At 73.1% G+C, this 19,587-nt stretch carries 13 protein-coding genes; 7 read left to right on the forward strand and 6 right to left on the reverse strand.

The annotated features are described in order from the left end of the window. Positions 1-38: 38 nt before the first annotated feature. From ABT381_RS21695 to ABT381_RS21705, 3 genes are all read right to left on the reverse strand, one after another. The gene (locus ABT381_RS21695; RefSeq protein ID WP_351596715.1) at positions 39-1,565 is read right to left on the reverse strand and encodes a DUF5719 family protein; all 1,527 of its coding nucleotides are present in this window, start codon (positions 1,563-1,565) and stop codon (positions 39-41) included. Further along, positions 1,562-5,404, reverse strand: a complete 3,843-nt coding sequence (locus ABT381_RS21700) for a glycosyltransferase family 2 protein (protein WP_351596718.1) — start codon at positions 5,402-5,404, stop codon at positions 1,562-1,564. The genes ABT381_RS21695 and ABT381_RS21700 overlap by 4 nt, the downstream gene beginning before the upstream one ends. A 366-nt stretch (positions 5,405-5,770) precedes the next feature. Next, on the reverse strand, positions 5,771-6,034 hold the full coding sequence (locus ABT381_RS21705) for a WhiB family transcriptional regulator (protein WP_030266018.1): 264 nt from the start codon (positions 6,032-6,034) through the stop codon (positions 5,771-5,773). Positions 6,035-6,731: 697 nt separating this feature from the next. On the opposite strand from ABT381_RS21705, the gene ABT381_RS21710 reads away from it, so the two are divergent. The 3 genes from ABT381_RS21710 to ABT381_RS21720 are packed head-to-tail and all read left to right on the forward strand — an operon-like array spanning position 6,732 to position 9,625. Further along, positions 6,732-7,232, forward strand: coding sequence for a cysteine dioxygenase (locus ABT381_RS21710; protein ID WP_351596721.1), 501 nt, complete (start codon positions 6,732-6,734; stop codon positions 7,230-7,232). 12 nt (positions 7,233-7,244) lie between these two features. Then, complete coding sequence (cofD, locus tag ABT381_RS21715; RefSeq protein WP_351596724.1) at positions 7,245-8,204, forward strand: 2-phospho-L-lactate transferase; 960 nt, start codon at positions 7,245-7,247, stop codon at positions 8,202-8,204. After that, positions 8,201-9,625 (forward strand): coenzyme F420-0:L-glutamate ligase, encoded by a 1,425-nt coding sequence (locus ABT381_RS21720; RefSeq protein WP_351596727.1) that lies wholly within the window; start codon positions 8,201-8,203, stop codon positions 9,623-9,625. Before cofD ends, ABT381_RS21720 begins: the two co-directional genes overlap by 4 nt. Positions 9,626-9,766: 141 nt before the next feature. Here the strand turns inward: ABT381_RS21720 and ABT381_RS21725 are convergent, their stop codons facing one another. The 3 genes from ABT381_RS21725 to ABT381_RS21735 form a co-directional block, all read right to left on the reverse strand. Continuing rightward, positions 9,767-10,675: a DNA-3-methyladenine glycosylase family protein gene (locus ABT381_RS21725; protein WP_351596729.1), complete on the reverse strand. Its 909-nt coding sequence runs from the start codon at positions 10,673-10,675 to the stop codon at positions 9,767-9,769. Positions 10,676-10,753: 78 nt separating this feature from the next. Continuing rightward, entirely contained in the window at positions 10,754-11,836 is a 1,083-nt protein-coding gene (gene manB / locus ABT381_RS21730) for a mannose-1-phosphate guanylyltransferase (RefSeq protein WP_351596732.1), read from the reverse strand. A 160-nt stretch (positions 11,837-11,996) separates the two neighbouring features. After that, positions 11,997-13,352 (reverse strand): N-acetylmuramoyl-L-alanine amidase, encoded by a 1,356-nt coding sequence (locus tag ABT381_RS21735; protein ID WP_351596735.1) that lies wholly within the window; start codon positions 13,350-13,352, stop codon positions 11,997-11,999. A gap of 128 nt (positions 13,353-13,480) precedes the next feature. Here ABT381_RS21735 and ABT381_RS21740 point away from each other — a divergent pair, with 128 nt between their 5' ends. The 4 genes from ABT381_RS21740 to ABT381_RS21755 all read left to right on the forward strand — a co-directional run bounded on the left by ABT381_RS21740 (position 13,481) and on the right by ABT381_RS21755 (position 19,457). Beyond that, positions 13,481-14,233 carry a TIGR03089 family protein gene (locus ABT381_RS21740; RefSeq protein WP_351596737.1) on the forward strand — a complete coding sequence of 251 codons (753 nt, stop codon included), beginning with the start codon at positions 13,481-13,483 and terminating at the stop codon, positions 14,231-14,233. A gap of 224 nt (positions 14,234-14,457) precedes the next feature. Next, positions 14,458-15,717, forward strand: a complete 1,260-nt coding sequence (locus ABT381_RS21745) for an LCP family protein (protein WP_467754818.1) — start codon at positions 14,458-14,460, stop codon at positions 15,715-15,717. A gap of 219 nt (positions 15,718-15,936) precedes the next feature. Beyond that, entirely contained in the window at positions 15,937-17,697 is a 1,761-nt protein-coding gene (locus tag ABT381_RS21750; RefSeq protein ID WP_351596739.1) for an LCP family protein, read from the forward strand. Positions 17,698-17,804: 107 nt separating this feature from the next. Continuing rightward, on the forward strand, positions 17,805-19,457 hold the full coding sequence (locus tag ABT381_RS21755; RefSeq protein WP_351596742.1) for an LCP family protein: 1,653 nt from the start codon (positions 17,805-17,807) through the stop codon (positions 19,455-19,457). Positions 19,458-19,587 lie beyond the last annotated feature (130 nt).

Consider the following 19,587-nt stretch of genomic DNA (forward strand, 5'->3'; position numbering starts at 1 on the left):
GGAGTCATCTCCTGAGAGGCCCGGGCCGGTTCGGCCGGTCAGTCGTTCAGCACCGACATGTTCCAGCCCGCCGTCGGCACCTCGACCGTGCCGCGGTCGTCCGGCAGGGTCTGGACGGTGAAGCCCTGGACGCCGCCGTGCGGCAGCGCGAGCGTGCGCGCCGCGTAGACCGGCCCACCGCCCTTCTCCGGCTCCACAGTGAGCGCGTACGTGCCCTTGAGGCCGTTCGGGCGCGGCGGCTCGACCGCGAGCGTGCTGCCGCCCTTGACCGTGTAGGTCTTGGTGACCGGGCTGCCGCCCCCGCTGCCCGCCGACGCGGTGACCTTCACCCGCGCGTCCTCGCCCTTCCGCGGGGCGACGAGCGAGAGCGTGCCGCCCTTGGCTCGGTTGTCGGCCGCGGTGGCACGGTCGCCGACCGGCTTCGTCGCGGGGATGAACGCCATCTCCTGGTTCGCGCCCTTGCCGCGGGTGACCCGCAGCGCGGCGGCGACCGGCGCCTTGGAGCCCTCGGCCGGAGTGAGGATCAGCGAGCCCGCCTCCCCCTTGGTGAGGTCCTTCAGGTCGACCGCGGTGGTCATCCCGCTCTTCAGGTGCAGCGTCTCCAGCCCGGCCGGCACGATCGAGCCGGTGGGCGTGGCGAGCTGCACCTTCAGGTCGGCGTCGGCGGAACCGGGCGCGAGGGCCACCAGCCGCACGGAGGTGGCGTCGGCCGGGATGCCCGGCAGCACCAGCCCGGAGGCGGCGGAGGCCGGGTCGGCGGCGGCCGGCAGCCAGTCGCCGCCGGTCTTCTCGTCGCCGGCCTGCACGGCCGCGCCGACCCGGCCCTCACGGGCGATGACGTGCAGCGCCACATTGGCGGAGCGGGTGTCGGAGAGCGTGGAGAGCAGTACCGGGACGCTGGAGTGCGGCGGCACCTGGATGTCCTCGCCGGACGCCGCCTTCAGGGGGCCGTCCTTGCCGTACAGCTTCAGGTCGACGACGGCGGCGGTGGCGTCCGGGTTGGTGAGGTGGACGTAGTCCTGGCGGCCGGGCGAAGTGCTGGCACCGGGGAACCAGAAGTCGGTGTCCGGGGCGGTGCACGAGGTGCCGAGCACGCCGCGGCCGATTCCCGCGCTGACCTCGGTGGTCTGCTGGACGCTCCAGCCGGGCGCGAGGCCGCCGTCGGCGGCGCCGACGAGGGCGGGCGCGTCGGAGCGGTCGGTGGTCGAGGTGACCGGCGTGCCGGGGGCCTTCAGGGGCGCGACGGGCTTCGCGTCCGCCGCCTTCTTCTTGTCCTTGCCGCCCTTCTTGCCGGCGTCGTCCGCCCGGCCGTCCGCCGCGGGCTGCAGGCTCGCGCTGCCCTTGCCCGCCCCGTCGCCCTTGGGCGTGAAGGCGGTGTACGTCGTCTCGCCGACCTCGGAGGAGCTCGGGGCCGGGCACATCAGCGCGGAGCGCTGTACGGGCAGCCTGGCGGCCTTCGAGGCGGTGGTGTCGGCGCCGTCTCCGGGCGCCGTGACGGCGGCGACACCGGTGACGGCGGCGAGCGCGGCGACCGCGCCGATCAGGGACATGGTGGTGCGGTTCACTGCTGGTCGCTCCCGTCGCGGCGGGGCTCGCGGTACGAGCCGTCGTGCGTGGTGCCGGCCCCGTCGTGGGGTGCCCTGTCGTGCGGCATTCCCTCGTACGCCGTGCCGTCCCCGTAGGGCTGCTGCTGCCCGTAGCCGTACGGGTCGTACACGCCGGCTCCGTATGCCTGCTGGGCGTACGGGTCGGGCTGGTACGGATCGGCGGGCTGGTACTGCTGCCCGTACTGCGCGGCCTGGTACGGATCGGCCGGCTGTCCGCCCTGCCAGTCCTGGTACGGCGGCTGCTGCGGCATCTCGGGCACCGCCTGCTGCGGGACGCCCTGGGCGGCCGCGTAGGGGTCGGCGGCGTACGGGTCGGCGGCGTACGGGGTGCCGTGCGCGGCCGCGGCATACGGGTCGGCCTGGGCGGCGGCGTACGGGTCGGCCTGCTGGGCGGCCGCCGCATACGGGTCGGCCACCGGGTCGGCGCCGTCCCGGGCGCCGGGCACGGCCGCCTCCGCGACGGGCTTCTGCGCTGCCACCGCCTCCTGGGCGGCGCGCAGCCTACGGGCGCGGCGCCCCTCGCCCTCCACGGGCTGTGCGGGCACGGTCTCCGTGAGGCCCTCCTCGGGCAGGTCGTCGTCGACGTCCCGGCGGCGGCCCGGCAAGGCCATGACCACCAGCACGAGGGCGAGCAGGCCCTGTGCCGTCATCCAGAGGGTGTGGGTGAGCGGGCTCTCGTGGGTGAGGTCCAGCCGGCCGCCCGCGGCGGGCAGCTCGAAGCCCTGCGCCCAGCCGTCCACCGTGACCGGCTTCAGCGGCTTGCCGTCCAGCGTGGCCTGCCAGCCCTCGTCGGCGGCGTCCGCGATGCGCAGCACCCGCCCGTCGGGCCCGGCGGGCAGCTTCGTGTGCGCGTCGACCGGGTCGGCGGCGACCGCGACCGGCGCGGCGGCCGTACCGGCCTGCGGAGCGCCGCCCTTCGTACCGCTGACGACGGAGACGCGGGAGACCCGGCGGTCCACCCGCCACAGGGCGCTGCCGTCCTCCTGGCTGAGCCGGGTCAGGCCCGGCGTGGCGTCCAGGGTGCGGCCCATCTCGCGCGGGGCGCCGTCCTTGACCAGGACGTACCGCACGGCGTAGCCGCCGAGCTGGTCGGTCTGGTCGGCGCCGGAGCCCGCGACGAGGTGGGCGACGATGTCGTTCAGGCGGCTGTCCTCGCCGGCCTCGGCGGCGATGTCGGCGTCACCGAGGCGCGCGCCGGAACCGCGCACCAGGGAGTACGCGACGTGCCCCGCGTCCCCGTCGAGGACGAGGGTGCGGGCGCGGTCGGCGGTGCCGGACTCCTCGGCGACGAACGCCGGGACCTGCTCGGGATTGCGGCGCTCCACGGGGCCCGCGGCGCCGCCGAGCATCCAGCTGACCGCCGCCCACACCGGGGCCAGCGCGGCGGCCAGCGCGATCAGCACGGCCACCGGCTGCTTCCAGCCGAAGCCGAGGGTCATCATGCGGGTGCGGATGCCCTCGGCGCCGACCGCGGCGGCGCACAGCAGCGCCAGCCCGTAGACCAGCGCGGGCGGCCCGGCCCAGCCGGAGCCGTTGGCCAGGCCCGCGAAGAGCAGCGCGACCAGGCCGGCGACCCAGGCGGTACGGATGGTGCGCTGCCGCTCGCCGCGCAGCAGCGCGCCCAGGGCGGCGAGCACGACGCCGAGCAGCAGGACGCTGCCGTACGCCTTGGGGCCGCCGGGGCTGAACCCGAGCAGGTCCAGCCAGGACGCCGCACCCGGCTTGTTCGCGAGCCCGGCCTCCAGGAAGAAGCGGGACGGCTCGGTCAGCAGCGACAGCGACCAGGGCGCGAGCACGACCATCGGGGAGACGACGACGGCGAGGAAGCGCAGCGCGTACGCCACGATCTTGTCGCGGTTGCCGTCGAGGAAGCGCAGGACCAGCAGGCCGAGGCCGAGGAGCACGGCGATCGGCCAGACGATCGGGGTGAAGGCCGTGGTGAAGGTCAGCAGCAGCGCGTACGCCCAGGCGGCGCGGAAGCTCGGCCGGATGCCCGGCGCGAGCCGCAGCCCGCTCGCGGCGATCGCGGCGCGGGCCATCAGCGGCAGCAGGATGGCGAGGACGGCGGTGCCGATGCGGCCACCGGCGAGCGCGCCGGTGGCGGCGGGCAGGAAGGCGTACGCCACGGCGGCCCAGGCGCGCAGCAGGCGCGAGGCGACCAGCGGCCGGGAGGCGAAGTACGCGGTCAGGCCGGCCAGCGGGACCGAGCAGACCAGCAGCAGGGTGACGGCGAAGCCGGTACTGCCGAAGAAGACGCTCGCCACGAGGGCGAGGACCGCGAGGTAGGGCGGCGCGGAGGCGGTGGAGCCGATGCCGACGTCGTGCCAGCTGTGGAAGTAGCGCGCCCACAGGTCGGAGACCTCGCCGGGCGCGGGCAGCAGGGCGCCGCCGGTCAGCGCGCCGCCGCCGAGCAGGCCGCGGCAGGCGACCAGCGAGACGAGCAGCAGGACGACGAAGAGGACGGGCGCGGGCCGGCGGGCCATCCGCTTCAGCCGCGCGAACTGCTCGACCTCCAGGAAGTCCGCGTCGTCGCCGCCGGGCCCGGACTCCACGGCGCCGTGCCGGCCGCCGGCGGAGGCGTCGGGGGCCGCGCGTCCGGAGAAGTTGCTGGCGACCTGTTCGACGGTGGCCCGTACGGTCGCGCCGGGCGGCGGGAAGAGCGCGCGCAGCTCGCTCGCCTCGACCGCCGGCTTCCCGCGTCTGCGCCGCGCCGCCATGATCTTGCCGGGCCGCAGCAGGGTTCCGAAGAGCCCGGCGAGTTCGTCGAGCGCCTGGCCCGGCACCTTGCCGACGAGGTAGGCGAGGACGCGCAGGAAGGTGCCGAGGACGAGGCGGAGCAGGACGTACGGCAGTATCGCGCCGCGGGTGTTGGCCAGCAGGGTGTAGACGGCACCGGCCTTGTCGACGCGGTGCGGGCCCGCGACACTGCGGCCGACGCAGTCGATGGGGCGGCGCTCGCGCGAGGCGGCCTCGGCGTGCCGCAGCACCGCGTCCGGCGCGATCAGCACCTGGTGTCCGGCGGCCTGGGCGCGCCAGCACAGGTCCACGTCGTCGCGCATCAGCGGCAGCCGGCGGTCGAAGCCGCCGAGCTGTTCGTAGACGTCGCGGCGGATGAGCATGCCGGCGGTGGAGACGGACAGCACCGAGCGCACCTGGTCGTGCTGGCCCTGGTCCTGTTCGCGGCGGTCCAGGCCGGTCCAACGGCGGCCCGAGCGGGCGATGCTGACGCCGGCTTCGAGGAGCTGCCTGCGGTCGTACCAGCTGCGCAGCTTGGGGCCGACGATCACGGTGGAGGGGCTGGCGTCGGCGACGCGCAGCAGTTCGGCGAGCGCGTCGGGCGCGGGCGCGCAGTCGTCGTGCAGCAGCCAGAGCCACTGCACGGGCTCGCCGTGCGGCAGGTCCGGCATGTCGTACGCCTCGTCGTGCCAGGTCCTGGTGACCGGGTCCCAGCCGCTGGGGCGCTTGAGGTAGGGCAGGTCGTCGGGGGTGAGCGGCGGCGTGGCGCGGACCGCCTCGTCGACGGCGGTGCCGAAGCCGGAGCGGCGGGCGAGGTGCAGCACCCGCTCGTCGCCGAGGGCTTCGGCCAGCAGCCGGGCGGAGTCGTCCGCGCTGCCGGTGTCGGCGCCGACGACGTTCTGCACCGGGCGCTCCTGGCCGAGGAGGCCTCCGAGCGCGTCGGGCAGCCAGCGCGCGCCGTCGTGCGAGACGATCACGGCGGTGACGACATGCCGCGGGAACTGGGGCGCGGCGGCTTCGTATGAGGCGGCCTGGGCCGCCGACTGGCTGTGCACGGACATCGAGGTACGGGCCCTCCGGACCCGGGGCTGCCGTCTCCCGCGGCGGACGGGCCGCTGCGGGGTGTGGCCCCCGGAAGACACTGCGATGGACTGCGATGGACTGCGCTGGACGCGCGCTCACCATGCGGGTGTTGGTGCGTCTCGGACGGAGCCCCACACTAATGGTTCACGCGGGCGCGTCCGCCGGGTCCGTACGCGGTGCCCTCCTGGCTGCGGAAACAGCACTCCGCCCCCGGCGGTGAGGTGCCGGGGGCGGAGTGGGTGCTCGCCGTGTGCCGCGGTGGCGGTGCCGGTGCTTCGACCGGCGTGCGGGCGCTGTGCCGACCGGTGCCGGGCGTCTGCCGCCCGGGCCGTCGCCGTCGGGCTTCAGACCGCGGCCTTCTTCAGCCGGCGCCGCTCGCGCTCGGACAGACCGCCCCAAATGCCAAAGCGTTCGTCATTGGCAAGAGCGTATTCAAGACATTCGGAGCGGACCTCACAGGCGAGGCAGACCTTCTTGGCCTCGCGGGTGGAGCCGCCCTTTTCCGGGAAGAAGGACTCGGGATCGGTCTGGGCGCACAGCGCGCGCTCCTGCCAGCCGAGCTCCTCGTCCGCCTCCTCGACCAGCAATTCTTCGAACAGCTCGGTCATGTGCGCCCCTCGTCTGTCATTGCGTCCCCGTGATGTTGCCGTTACCGATGACGGCTGAACGACACGAGTGAAATTACAAGTGTGCCGATCCGGGCCAGTCAAGCCGAGATCTGCTATTGGGCCCCTTATTCACTCTGCGGAACCAAGGGTATGCGGTAAGTGTTCAAATCGGCAAAAACCAGGACAAACATTCGCCTCATGCATCCCGCGCCCCCCTTCCGCCTCTGAAGGACTCAACGGACAGCGATCACGTTGCACTCCAGCACCAGAAGCGGGCTTGATCACATTCAGATCACGGAACCGCAACGGCGTTTGGCGACGCAACTGGTGGGCCACCTCTCCCAGCCATCGGGTGCACAAACCTTTCGTCGGTCGCAGTTAACCGGATGAGGTGAAACATTTACCCCAAACAAGACATCCGGTTGACACGGCCGCCCAGTACCCGCTCTCCTTGACTCCATGCCAGTGATGCCCGCGCCCCGCCTGACCCGTGCCTACGGGTCCCGCTGCGCTGTCCAGGCTCGCTGTCGCTGTTGCAGCTGTTGACGCTTCCGAGCTCCAGCTTTCTCCTCCCGCACCACCACTGAGTGCCGCCCGGCGTCCACGTCACGCCGCGCCGCACCCCGCTTTCCGCGCAGCCCGCTCTTCTTCGAGCTCACCCCTTCGAGCTCTTCTTCTTCCGAGGAATCAGAAGTCCATGAACAGCGACAGTGACCTCCAGATCGCCGGCGACATCTTCGAGGTCAGCCATCTGCTCCAGCCCGCACGCGAGCACCCCGCGACGGTGGCCGAATTCGCCGGGCTCGCCCGTTCGATCGCCGCCGACCGCGCCCAGTGGGCGCACCTGGTCGAGTACGACGCCACCACCCGCTGGTACCACCGCCTGCGCACGGGCCCCGGCTACGAGGTCTGGCTGCTGAGCTGGCTGCCCGGCCAGGGCAGCGGCCGCCACGACCACGGCCGGTCCTCCGGTGTACTGGCCGTCCTGGACGGCGAGTTGACCGAACACAGCCCGAGCGGCAGCCGCAGCCTGACGCCCGGCGCACAGCGGGTCTTCGCCCCCGGCTACGTCCACGAGGTCACCAACGACACGCTCACGCCCGCGGTCAGCCTGCACATCTACTTCCCGGGCCTGACGGATATGCCCATGCACAGTTCGCAGTGCTCGCCCACTGCCCAAAGGGTCATCTCCTCCTGACATCCTGGGGCCATGCGCATTGTGGTTCTCGCCGGCGGCATCGGCGGCGCCCGCTTTCTGCGGGGACTGAAGGCAGCGGCTCCGGACGCGGACATCACGGTCATCGGCAATACCGGTGACGACATCCATCTGTTCGGGCTGAAGGTCTGCCCCGACCTGGACACCGTGATGTACACGCTCGGCGGCGGCATCAACGAGGAACAGGGCTGGGGACGGGAGGACGAAACCTTCCGCGTGAAGGAGGAGTTGGCGGCCTACGGGGTCGGCCCTGAGTGGTTCGGCCTGGGCGACCGGGACTTCGCCACGCACATCGTCCGTACACAGATGATGGGCGCCGGTTACCCGCTCAGCGCGGTGACCGAGGCGCTCTGCGACCGCTGGCAGCCGGGCGTGCGGCTGCTCCCGATGACCGACGACCGGGTCGAGACCCATGTCGCCATCGTGGACGAGGACGGCGAGAAGAAGGCCGTGCACTTCCAGGAGTACTGGGTCCGACTGCGCGCGTCCGTCGACGCGCACGCCGTCGTCCCGGTCGGCGCCGAGCAGGCCAAGCCCGCGCCCGGCGTGCTGGAGGCCATCGGCGCCGCCGACGTGATCCTCTTCCCGCCGTCCAACCCGGTCGTCAGCGTCGGCACGATCCTGGCGATCCCCGGCGTCCGCGAGGCGATCGCGGAGGCCGGCGCGCCGGTCGTCGGCCTCTCCCCCATCGTCGGCGACGCGCCGGTCCGCGGCATGGCCGACAAGATGCTGGCCGCGGTCGGCGTGGAGTCCACCGCCTCGGCCGTCGCCGCCCACTACGGCATGGGCCTGCTGGACGGCTGGCTCGTGGACACGGTCGACGCGGAGAAGGCCGCCGAGGTGGAGGCCGCCGGCATCCGCTGCCGCGCGGTGCCGCTGATGATGACCGACCTGGAGGCGACGGCGGCGATGGCCCGCGAGGCGCTGACGCTCGCCGAAGAGGTACGGGCGTGACCGCCGGACCGCAGGACGCGCCCGCGGCCCCGTACGACGCGCCCGCCGAGGAGGCACCCTCGTACCGCGTCTGGGCGCTGCCCGGCATCCCCGAGGTGCGCCCCGGCGACGACCTCGCCAAGCTGATCGCCGCCGCGGCCGGCGCGCCCGGCCTGCCGGGCCTGGCCGACGGCGACGTGCTGCTGGTCACCTCGAAGATCGTCAGCAAGGCCGAGGACCGGATCATGGCGGCGACCGACCGCGAGGCCGCCATCGACCGGGAGACCGTACGGGTCGTGGCGCGGCGCGGCGCGCTGCGCATCGTCGAGAACCGCAACGGCCTGGTCATGGCCGCCGCCGGGGTCGACGCCTCGAACACCCCGCAGGGCACCGTCCTGCTGCTGCCCGAGGACCCCGACGCCTCGGCCCGGGCGATCCGGGCCGGGCTGCGCACCGCGCTCGGCGTGGACGTCGGCGTGGTCGTCACGGACACCTTCGGGCGGCCCTGGCGCAACGGGCTGACCGACGTCGCCATCGGCGCGGCCGGCGTGCGGGTCCTGGAGGACCTGCGCGGCAGCACCGACAGCCACGGCAATCCGCTCGGCGTCACGGTCGTCGCCACGGCCGACGAGCTGGCGAGCGCGGGCGACCTGGTCAAGGGCAAGGCGGGCGGGCTGCCGGTCGCGGTGGTCCGCGGCCTGCCGCACGCGCTGACGCCTCCTCAGGAGGGCGCGGAGTGCGCGGAGGGCGCGGAGGCCACGGACGGTCCCGGGGCGCGGGCGCTCGTGCGCTCCCCCGCCGACGACATGTTCCGGCTCGGCACCTCCGAGGCCGTACGGGAAGCCGTGACGCTGCGCCGGACGGTCCGGGAGTTCACCGACGACCCGGTGGACGGCGGCGCGGTACGGCGCGCGGTGGCGGCGGCCGTGACCGCGCCCGCGCCGCACCACACCACTCCCTGGCGCTTCGTCCTGCTGGAGTCCGAGGAATCCAGGACCCGGCTGCTGGACGCGATGCGGGACGCCTGGCTCGCGGACCTGCGCGGCGACGGCAAGTCCGAGGAGTCCGTCGCCCGGCGGGTGCGCCGCGGCGACGTGCTGCGGAACGCGCCGTACCTGGCGGTGCCGTGCCTGGTCATGGACGGCTCGCACACGTACGCGGGGCCGGACGCCGCGGCGGACGCCCGGCGCAACGCCGCCGAGCGGGAGATGTTCGTGGTCGCGGCGGGTGCCGGGGTGCAGAACTTCCTCGTCGCGCTGGCGGGTGAGCGGCTGGGGTCGGCGTGGGTGTCCTCGACGATGTTCTGCCGGGATGTCGTCCGGGATGTGCTCGGGCTGCCGGCGGGGTGGGATCCGATGGGGGCGGTGGCCATTGGGCGGCCCGCGGCGGCGCCGAAGCCGCGGCCCGTGCGGGAGGTGTCGGACTTCGTCGTGGTGCGGTAGGGCGCCTTCGGCGGGGGGCCGGCTGCCCGCCGGTGGGGGGTGCCGCTGTGCCCACCCGTGCCGCCCTAGCGGCACGAATGCCCACAGCGGCGGGGGGAAGGGGAGGGGGCGGAGCCCAGCGGCACGAATGCCCAAGCTGGGTCAGAGGCGGGCGATGTCTCGGGGTGAGTAGCGGGGGGCTCGGCGGGGTGGGACTCGGCCCGAGAGGAGGAGGAAGCGGGACGCGCGGTGGCGCTGGCCCTCGTACGGGGCGAGCAGCTCCAGCATCTCCTCGTCGGTGCCGCCCATCCGGCCGGTGAGCGCGTACACCGCGATGCGCGGCAGGTGCAGATCACCGAGGGTGAGCGCGTCGGGCGCGCCGTTGGACCGCTGCAGGACCTCGGCGGCGGTCCACGGGCCGATGCCCCGGACCAGCTGGAGGCGGTGCAGCGCGTCCGGCAGGTCCATGTGCGCCGCTTCTTCGAGGCGGCGGGCGACCCGCGCGGCCCGCACGATCGTGTCGGAGCGCTTGGCGTCGACGCCGGCGCGGTGCCACTCCCAGGACGGGATCATGGCCCAGCCGCGCGCGTCCGGCAGCACGCGCAGCCGCTCGTGCGGGCCGGGCGCGGGCTCGCCGAACCGCTGCAGGAGCAGCCGCCAGGCCCGGTACGCCTCGTCGCTGGTGACCTTCTGCTCCAGGATCGAGGGGATCAGCGATTCGAGGACGAGGCCGGTGCGGACCAGCCGCAGGCCGGGGTTGCGGCGGTGCGCCTCGTGGACGATGCGGTGCCGGGCCGTGAAGGCCGACGGGTCGTCCAACTCCCCCAAGAGGGACGGGAGTTGCTCCAGCATCCAGTCCGCGCCCGGGCCCCACGCCTCGGCCGCGACGCACGCCTCCGCGGGGCGCGCCGCGATCTTGACCGTCACCGGACCGTCGGGCGTACGGGCGGCCCGCCAGACGGCGCCGCCCTCCACCCGGTACGCGGGATCGCCCGGTCCGCGGCCCAGCACACCCAGGGTGCGCAGGAGGTCGTACGGGCCGGGCGGGGCCCAGGTGCGGATGCGGGGCATCCGTTCAGCGTACGGGAGCGGGGCGACGCGCCCGCCGTCCCGCCGTCCCGCCGTCCCGCCGTCACAGGGTGGCGGCCGTCACTGGTCCGAGGAGAAGCGGACCGCCGCGGCCGGCAGGTCGGCGCCGCACCACACGCGGATGCCGTCGCGCAGCTCGTTGTCCGCGCCGACGGTGGCGCCGTCGCCGATGACCGCGCCGTGCAGGACCGTACGGGCGCCGATGCGGGCCCCGGCCCCGATGAGCGAGTCGTGGATCTGGGCGCCGGGCTCGACGACCGCGTCCGCCAGGACGGCGCTGCCCGCGACGCGCGCGCCCGCGCCGACCCGGGCGCCGGCACCGACGACCGTGCCGCCGCTGAGCTTGGCGTCCGCGGCGACGTCGGCGCCGTCCAGTACGAGGTGTTCGCCGCGCCGGCCGGGGACGGCCGGGGAGGGGGCGTGGCCGAGCACCAGGTCGGCGGAGCCGCGGACGAACGCCTGCGGGGTGCCCAGGTCGAGCCAGTAGGTGGAGTCGACCATGCCCTGGAGGTGGGCGCCGGACTCCAGCAGGCCGGGGAAGGTCTCGCGCTCGACGGAGACCGGGCGGCCCTGCGGGATGGCGTCGATCACGGAGCGGTTGAAGACGTAGGCGCCCGCGTTGATCTGGTCGGTGACGATCTCCTCGGGGGTCTGCGGCTTCTCCAGGAAGGCGGTGACCCGGCCGCCGGCGTCGGTGGGGACAAGGCCGTAGGCGCGCGGGTCCTCGACCCGGGTGAGGTGCAGCGAGACGTCGGCGGAGGCCTCGCGGTGGGTGCGCACCAGGGCGGCGATGTCCAGCCCGGTGAGGATGTCTCCGTTGAAGATCAGGACCGGGTCGTCGGGGCCCGAGTGCAGCCGGTGGGCGACGTTGCGGATGGCGCCGCCGGTGCCGAGCGGCTCCTCCTCGGTGACGTATTCGAGATGAAGCCCCCATTCCGCCCCATCACCGAAATACGGCTCGAAAACCTCGGCGAGGTACGAGGTGGCCAACACGATGTGTTCCACCCCCGCGGCGCGCGCCCTGGCCAGCTGGTGGGTGAGGAACGGCACGCCCGCGGCCGGGACCATGGGCTTGGGCGTGTGCACCGTCAACGGGCGCAGCCGGGTGCCCTTGCCGCCGACCAGAAGGATCGCTTCAGTCACCTTTTGTTCTCTGCTTCCTGCTGGGGTCGGCCGGACGGCGGACCAGTGTAGGCAGACGGTTTGCCCGCTTTGCCAGCGGGCTTACCCGCCAGTAGACGGGGTTTTCCGGCGCCGCCCGGCCTGGGCGCCCGTGCAGGTCACGGGCGCCGACCCCGGGCCCTCAGCGTCCCTGGAAGCGGGCGGAGGCGATGCGCGCCGAGCCGAGTGTGCCGTAGAGCGCGGCCCCCGGGCAGCTCGTCACGTAGCCGTCCCTGTGTCCGGAGATGACATTCAGCCGGACTTTGGTTCCCTTCTTGTAACGGTTGTTGCCCGCCGAGGTCAGAGTGGTCTTGCCGTCCGGATCGCGGCCGTGCAGCCCCAGCTTCCAGGCGGTGAGTTTGCCGAGCGCGTCGAGCGCGGCGGCCGGTGGCTTGGCCTTGTCGAAGGTGCCGATGACGGCGATGCCGGTGGTGTCGTTGTTGAAGCCGAGGGTGTGGGCGCCCATGACGGGTCTGGCGACGCCGCCGGCCCGGCCCTCGAAGATCGTGCCGCACTTGTCGATCAGGAAGTTGTACCCGACGTCCCGCCAGTGGTTGCTCTTGACGTGGTACCGGTAGATGCCGCGGACGATCGCCCCGGACTGGCTGCAGCTGTAGCCGTTGCCGGTGGCGCTGTGGTGCACGAAGGCCGCCTTGACGGTCTTGGTGTACCCGAACTTCGGCTCCCGCAGCTGCTCGTCGGCGCCCCAGCCGGCCCGGGTGATGATCCGCGGCCGCGGCCCGATCAGCGGCTGCGCCGCGGGCGCCTGGCCGCGCTCCTGCTCGCCGGCCGCCGCCAGGTCGGCCTGCAGGGCGTTCGCGGGCGCCGCCGGGATGGCGGTGGCTCCCGGGGGCGCGAGCCCGGCGTTGGCCGCCGAGCTGTCCGCCGACTCCTGCCCGGCGGCGTTCGGCGCGGGGTCGCGCGGCTTGGCGGGCCGGCCGGGATCGACCAACTCCAGGCGCATCCCGTCGGGCAGTTCGGTCACCGCCTGCCGGCCCTGCTCCGGGGCGATCCGCATCTGTACGGCGTCGGAGTCGCCCACCCACAGCGGGGCCGTGCCGCCGCGCGGCTTGTCGCCGCGGCGTTCGGCGGCGTCCAGGTCGGGCGCGTCGTCGTAGTGCGTCTGCACGTCCTGCCACGCCGACCAGCGGTGGCTGCCGGTGGCGCGGGTGCGGACCTGCGGCTGGCCGTGCAGTTCGGCCTTGGCGTCGCTCCAGACGACGCCGACGAGCGAGAAGGGCCGTACGTCCTTGACGGGCATTCCCATGGGCGCGGCCTGGGCGGCCCGGCCCGAGTTCCGGCCGGACAGCACACGGTCGCGGTCGCCGAGCCGGACGAGCGGCAGGGACTGGGTGCTTCCGGGAACGTCCGCCGAGGCGGCCCCGGGAGCGGCGGCTGCGGGGGCCGGGGCGGGGTTCGCTCCGGCCGGCAGCGCGAGCGGTACGACGAGGGCCGCGAAGGTCGCGGCGCCGAGCGAAGTGGCAACGAAGGCACGCATGGAAGCGATCGTGTACGGAGTGGGACAAATCCGCCATTTGACATCTGACGCCTCATCGGCGCGGCGCGGCGCCGCGGGAGTGCCGGGTACGCCGTACGGGCGCGGGCCGCCCGCGTAGGCTGACGACGATGAACGCCACCGACCGAACCCCCGCCGACCTGCTGGGATCCGCGCTGTCCTCGGACCCGGCGCGGCCGCTCGTGACCTTCTACGACGACGCCACCGGCGAGCGCGTCGAACTGTCCGTCGCCACCTTCGCCAATTGGGTGGCCAAGACCGCCAACTACCTCCAGGACGAGCTGTCCGCCGAACCGGGCGACCGGCTCGCGCTGCTGCTGCCGGCGCACTGGCAGACCGCCGTCTGGCTGGTGGCCTGCTCGTCCGTCGGAGTGATCGCGGACGTCGGCGGCGACCCGGCGGCGGCCGACGTCGTCGTCAGCGGCCCGGACACCCTGGAGGCGGCGCGGGCCTGCTCCGGGGAGCGGGTGGCGCTCGCGCTGCGCCCGCTGGGCGGCCGCTTCCCCGAGCCGCCGGCCGGCTTCGCCGACTACGCCGCCGAGGTGCCGGGCCAGGGCGACCGCTTCGTGCCGTACGCGCCGGTCGATCCGCACGCGCCCGCGCTCGCCGTGGACGGCCGCGAGTTCACCGGCGCGGAGATCGGCGCCGCGGCCGTGGAGCTGGCGCGGCTGCCCGAGCGGCAGCGGGTGCTCTCCGCCCTGCCGTACGGGACGTGGGACGGGCTGGCGTACGGGCTGTACGCACCGCTGGCGACCGGCGGCTCGGTCGTCCTGTGCCGCAACGCCGACCGGCTCGACGACGGCGGACTGGCCAGGCGCAAGGAGGCCGAGCAGGTCACGGTCACGGCGCCCGCCGCGCCCTGAGCCCGCCGCCAGGCAGTTCGCGCCCGTCGCCCGACCGGCCCAGCGGATGCCCGCTGCAGGGGCCGATCCGTCCCGTGCGGTCCATGATCGTGGGGACGTACAACCCTGCGCGGGACTCGGCCGTCTGCCTGAGTACCGGGGCCCGGGCACGCCGCCCGGGCCGCGGCACCGAGTGAGACGGCCGTACGCCCCGTGCGGCCGACGCACGAGGGGTGGACGCAGCCGTGGACGACAGGCCGGAGATCCCCGAGGAACTGCAGCGCTGCAACGAACCGGCGGCCGGCGAGGGCCGGCCCCGGCGGCGGTGGCTGCGCTGGACCGCGCTGGGCGGCGGCGCCGCCGTGCTGGGTACGGCCGCGGTCGGCTGGCTGGCGTACGACAGGCTCAACGGGAACATCACGGCCGACTCCGACACCGCGGCCCAGCTGCGCGAGTACGAGGCGGAGCGGCCGCCCGCCTCGGCGACGAACGTGCAGAACATCCTGCTCATCGGCTCGGACAACCGCGGCGGCGGCAACCGCGGGTACGGCACCGACGACGGCACCCAGCGCTCGGACACCACGATCCTGCTGCACCTGGCGGCGGACCGGAAGAGCGCGACCGCGGTCAGCATCCCGCGTGACCTGATGGCGCGGGTGCCGCAGTGCACGAAGCCGGACGGCGGCCGTACGCAGCCGCTGTTCACCCAGTTCAACTACGCGTTCGAGGCGGCGGGGCCGGCCTGCACGATCCGCACGGTCGAGCGGATGACCGACATCCGCATCGACCACCACATGATCCTGGACTTCACCGGCTTCAAGAAGATGGTGGACGCGGTCGACGGCGTGGAGGTCTGCCTGCCGCGGGCCGTCGCCGACCAGGACTCGCACCTGAATCTGGCGGCCGGGCGCCATCTGCTCCGCGGCGAGCAGGCGCTGGGGTACGTACGGGCCCGCAAGTCGCTGGGCAACGGCAGCGACACGCAGCGGATGGAGCGGCAGCAGCAGTTCCTGGCGGCGCTGGTGAAGAAGGTGCAGGGCAACGGCGTACTGCTCAATCCCACGCGCCTGTACCCGCTCCTGGACGCCGCGACGAGCTCCCTCACCACCGACGAGGGCCTTGCGTCCCTGAAGGGCCTCTTCAACCTGGTGCGCAGCGTCCGGGACATTCCCACCGACAAGATCCACTTCCTGACCGTCCCCCGGCAGGCGTACGCGTACAACGCGAACCGCGACGAACTGGTGCAGCCGGACGCCGGCCGGCTCTTCGCGCGGCTGCGTGCCGACCGGCCGGTCCCGGTCCGCCCGGCGACGAGGGAACAGACGGACACCACCGAATACGACGACCCGGCCAAGGACCCGCAGACCGGACAGACGGATGCCCGCGGGGAGAGCCGTTCGAACAGCCGGGACGAAGCTGACAAGCCCGGCCATCGTGAATCGGCCACGCCAGGGCCCTCGACCACCTTCCGGGGAACCACAGCAGACCGGGGCATCTGCCAATAAAACCTCCGCAAAGGGTGGATCAAGGACACGAAAGTATCGGGTGGATTGCCCAGTTGTAGGGACGTGGAATTTGTCACGGGCGTCGCTTGACGCTGAACTGGGCGGATAGTGTGAGCGATCCGGTCCGCACGACTGGCTGACCGCGCACTGCAATCCGACCGACCGAGCGCCTCGAGGGGGGCAGGCGCCGCGTGGCACCGACGGAGGACTCACAGCACCGTGGACGCGCAAGGCCGTGGGCAGGCGGGGGACATGGATCCCGCCGATCAGTGGGTGTTCGACCCGAACACCGGCAACTACGAACTGCGACTGGATGCTGGCTCAAAGTCAGCCCCCAAGCAGGCCGGCCGGAGAGCCGCCGCCCCCGCCGCAACCGCGACCGGGAGCAGCCGGAAAGAGCGGCGGCTTCAGGAGCGCGGCCGGACGGCCGGCTCCGACCGTGACACACCGACCCGCGAGCTGCCCGCCCAGCGCAACCGCCGGGCCGGCGGCCGCGCGGGGCACCGTGCGGCAGCGGCGGCGGCGCCCGCCGCGAGCACCGGCCGGCGCAAGCCCAAGCCGAAGGCGTCGAAAAAGAAGAAGGCGCTGTACTGGGGCGCGGGCGTGATGGGCTTCGTACTGGTCGCCGGCTGCACCGGCGCGTACTTCGTCTACCAGCACCTCGACGGCAACATCTCCAAGGTCGACGTCGGCATCAACAACGACGCGGTCACCGACGGCCCGGTCAACATCCTGATCATCGGGACGGACGCGCGCGAGGGGAAGGGCAACGAGGGCTACGGCGACATGGGCAGTGTCGGCCACGCCGACACCACGATCCTCATGCACGTCTCGGCGGACCGCACCAACGCCACCGCGCTCAGCATCCCGCGCGACATGGTCACCGACATCCCGGACTGCCCGACCACGATGAAGGACGGGACCAAGAAGACCGTCCCGGGCGAGACCGGGGTGCGCTTCAACACCAGCCTCGGCCAGGAGGACCGGGACCCGGGCTGCACCTGGCGGACCGTCGAGAAGCTGACCGGGCTGAAGATCAATCACTTCATGATGGCGGACTTCAACGCCGTCAAGGAGCTGTCCACCGCGGTGGGCGGCGTCGAGGTGTGCGCGGGCAAGGACATCGACGACCCCAAGTCGCACCTGCACCTCAAGGCGGGCCGGCACATCGTCAAGGGCGAGCAGGCGCTGGCGTTCGTCAGGACCCGGCACACCGTCGGCTTCGGCAGCGACCTGAGCCGCATCGAGCTGCAGCAGCAGTTCCTCAGCTCGATGATCCGCAAGATGAAGTCGGGCGGCACGCTCAGCGACCCCAGCAAGCTGTGGGGTCTGAGCAACGCGGCGACCAAGGCGCTCACCGTCGACACCGGCATCGGCAGCGCGAGCAAGCTGATGGACCTGGCCAAGGACCTCAGCCGGGTGGACGTCAAGAACGTCACCTTCGCGACTGTGCCCGTTCTGGACAACCCTGACGACCCCGCGACCGTCATATTGGACAAGGCCAAAGCCGATCCACTCTTCAAGATGGTCCAGTCCGATCACTCTCTGACCAAGACAAAGAAGGAAAAGAGCAAGAAGAAGGCCAAGCCGGTCACCAAGGCGCCTGCCTCCGAGGTCCGGGTCGACATCTCCAACGGTGGCGGCCCGCTGGGCGCCGCCCAGGAGACCGTCGACTGGCTGCAGAACGACAAGGGCGCGCCGCTGACCACGAACGCCGGCAACGCGGCGACGACGCTGGACAAGACGCGCCTGGAGTACGCGCCCAACCAGGCCGGCCAGGCCGCCACCCTGGCCGAGTGGATGGGCCTGCCGAAGTCCGCGATGAAGCAGACGAACGGCGACGCCGGGCCCAAGGTGCCGATGACGCTCATCCTCGGCAAGGACTTCACCGGCGCCGGGGAGCCGATAGCGGCGCCCGACAAGACGCCCGACGGGGTCCAGAACGTCAACGCCGACGACAAGAACGTCTGCGCCAAGTAGGCCTGCGGAGAACCAGCAGCACCCGCACCACCAAGTGAAGACCGACCGGCCGCCCTGCCAGGCCGCCGAGCGCACCACCGGATGAAGGAAACGGGGAGGGGCAGCCGATGCGGCAGAGCAGTGTGCGTGGCGACCGATCACGCCGACACCAGCCCGACGCCCAGGAGTTGGGCTGGGACGACAGCCTGTACGAAGGCCGCAGCGAGGGGCGGGGCGGCGGGGGCGGCGGCGCGGCCGTCCCCCCGGAGTCCGGCGGGCACGGCCGGCGCCGGCGCCGAAGAGGCCACCGGGTCCTGCGCTGGACCGCCGGCATCGCCGCGCTCCTCGTCCTCGGCACGGCGGGCGCCGGATACCTCTACTACGAGCACCTCAACGGCAACCTCCGCAAGGGCATCCTGGACCTCGGCGACGGCGGGCTGAAGAAGCCCGAGCCCAACGCCTTCGGCCAGACCCCGATGAACATCCTGCTGCTCGGCTCGGACAGCCGGAACACCAAGGAGAACGTCAAGCTCGGCGGCGCCAAGGCGGACGTGGGCCGCAAGCCGCTGGCGGACGTGCAGATGCTGCTGCACGTCTCCGCCGACCGCTCCAGCATGTCGGTGCTCTCGATACCGCGCGACACCCGCGTGACCATCCCCGAGTGCACCGACGCCAAGACCGGCGAGAAGTACGCGCAGACCACCGCGCCCATCAACCAGTCGCTCCAGCACGGCGGCCCGGGCTGCACGGTCGCCACCTGGAAAGAGCTGACCGGCATCTACATCGATCACTTCATGATGATCGACTTCGCGGGTGTGGTGCAGATGGCCGACGCGGTGGGCGGCGTCCCCGTCTGCGTCGACGGCAACGTCTACTCGCACGACAGCAAGGGCCACGGCAGCGGGCTGAAGCTGACCAAGGGCGAGCACAACATCAAGGGCGTCCAGGCGCTCCAGTGGCTGCGCACCCGCTACGGCTTCGAGGACAACACCGACATCGGCCGGGCCAAGGCCCAGCACATGTACATGAACTCGATGATCCGTCAGCTCAAGGCGGGCACCAAGCTCACCGACCCCGGCAAGCTCCAGGCGCTCGCGGAGGCCGCCACCAAGGCGCTGACCGTGGACGAGGGCATCGGCAGCGTGAAGAAGCTGTACGACCTCGGCGGCGACCTGAACCGCGTACCGCTCAAGCGCGTCACCATGGCGACCATGCCGTGGAGCTACGGCCCCGGCGAGTCCTACGTCGTCCCGAAGCCGGGCGACGCCGAGCAGGTCTTCGCGATGCTGCGCAACGACACCGCGCTGGACGGCAAGGACGCGAAAAAGAAGAAGCCCGCAGCGGACCCGAAGGCCACCACGCCCAAGGAACAGCTCCAGGTCACCGTGCAGAACGGCACCAACGGCGCGATCCAGGGCCCGGTCGTCGGCCGCGCGAGCGCCATTCAGGCGCGGCTCGCCACGCTCGGCTACGCGGCGGCGGGCACCGACGCCGCGCTCATCGCCCAGGCGGACAGCACGATCACGTACGGGGGCAAGGACGCCGAGGGCGACGCGCTGGCCGTCGCCAAGGCGCTCGGGCTGCCCAAGAGCGCGGTGAAGGAGTCCAGTTCGGCGCAGGGCATCCGGCTGGTCGTCGGCAACGACTGGCGTACCGGTACGGCGTACCCGGAGACGGCCGGCGAGAAGAAGCAGGCGGACAAGGCCCCGGAGAGCGCGGACACCCTCAACGGCGAGGACAAGAAGGCGTGCATGAAGGTGAACCCGGACTACACCTGGTGAGCACGCCCGGCAGACGGAGCGGCGCCCGTATCCCCGGGGGTTTATGGGGGCGCGGTGTTATGCGGGGGGGCGGGGGGGGGGACGGCCGGGGCGGGGGCGCCAAAACGGAGAGGGGGCGGTGGGGGGAGAA

The sequence above is a fragment of the Streptomyces sp. NPDC000151 genome (genome assembly GCF_040301705.1).
GTDB lineage: Bacteria > Actinomycetota > Actinomycetes > Streptomycetales > Streptomycetaceae > Streptomyces.